General features: G+C 65.7%; 1 protein-coding gene. It reads left to right on the top strand.

Features of this window, described 5'->3' with window-relative positions:
- On the top strand, window positions 1-526 hold a 526-nt coding region (locus M3149_RS22680; RefSeq protein WP_251711614.1), incomplete at its 5' end, for an IS5 family transposase.
- Window positions 527-662 lie beyond the last annotated feature (136 nt).

Raw genomic sequence — 662 nt, 5'->3', positions numbered from 1 at the left:
TTCGACCAAGAACGGCAGCGGCGAGCGCGACCCCGAGATGCACCAGACGAAGAAGGGCAATCAGTGGCACTTCGGCATGAAGGCGCACATCGGGGTGGACGCCGACTCGGGGCTGGTGCACACGGTCGTCGGCACGGCGGCCAACGTGAATGACGTGACGCAGGCCGCGGCGCTGGTGCATGGCGAGGAAGAGAACGTGTTCGCCGACGCGGGCTACCAGGGGGTGGCCAAGCGCGAAGAGGTGCAGCACATCGAAGCCCACTGGCATGTGGCGATGCGCCCGGGCAAGCGCAAGGCCCTGGACAAGGCCACGCCGATGGGCGCGGTGCTCGATAAGCTCGAACACGTGAAGGCCAGCATCCGCGCCAAGGTCGAGCACCCCTTCCGCGTCATCAAGCGCCAGTTCGGGCATGTGAAGGTGCGCTACAGGGGGCTGGCCAAGAACACGGCACAGTTACACACGCTGTTTGCGCTGAGCAACTTGTGGATGGTGCGCCGAACGCTGTTGAGCGAGGCACGGGGATGAGTGCGCCTGCTGCGGCCCGAAGGGCCTGCAACGGGGCAGGAATCGGCCCGAAAACGCGCCGGAATGCCCTGCGAATTGCGCCATGTGACAAATCGCGCATCAGTGCTCGCTGCGGCGGGCGTTGTGCAGACCTTCC

This window comes from Hydrogenophaga intermedia, assembly GCF_023715105.1.
GTDB lineage: Bacteria > Pseudomonadota > Gammaproteobacteria > Burkholderiales > Burkholderiaceae_C > Hydrogenophaga > Hydrogenophaga intermedia_A.
Note: the sequence above shows the minus strand (reverse complement) of the source record. Positions and strands in the feature narration are given on the sequence as shown.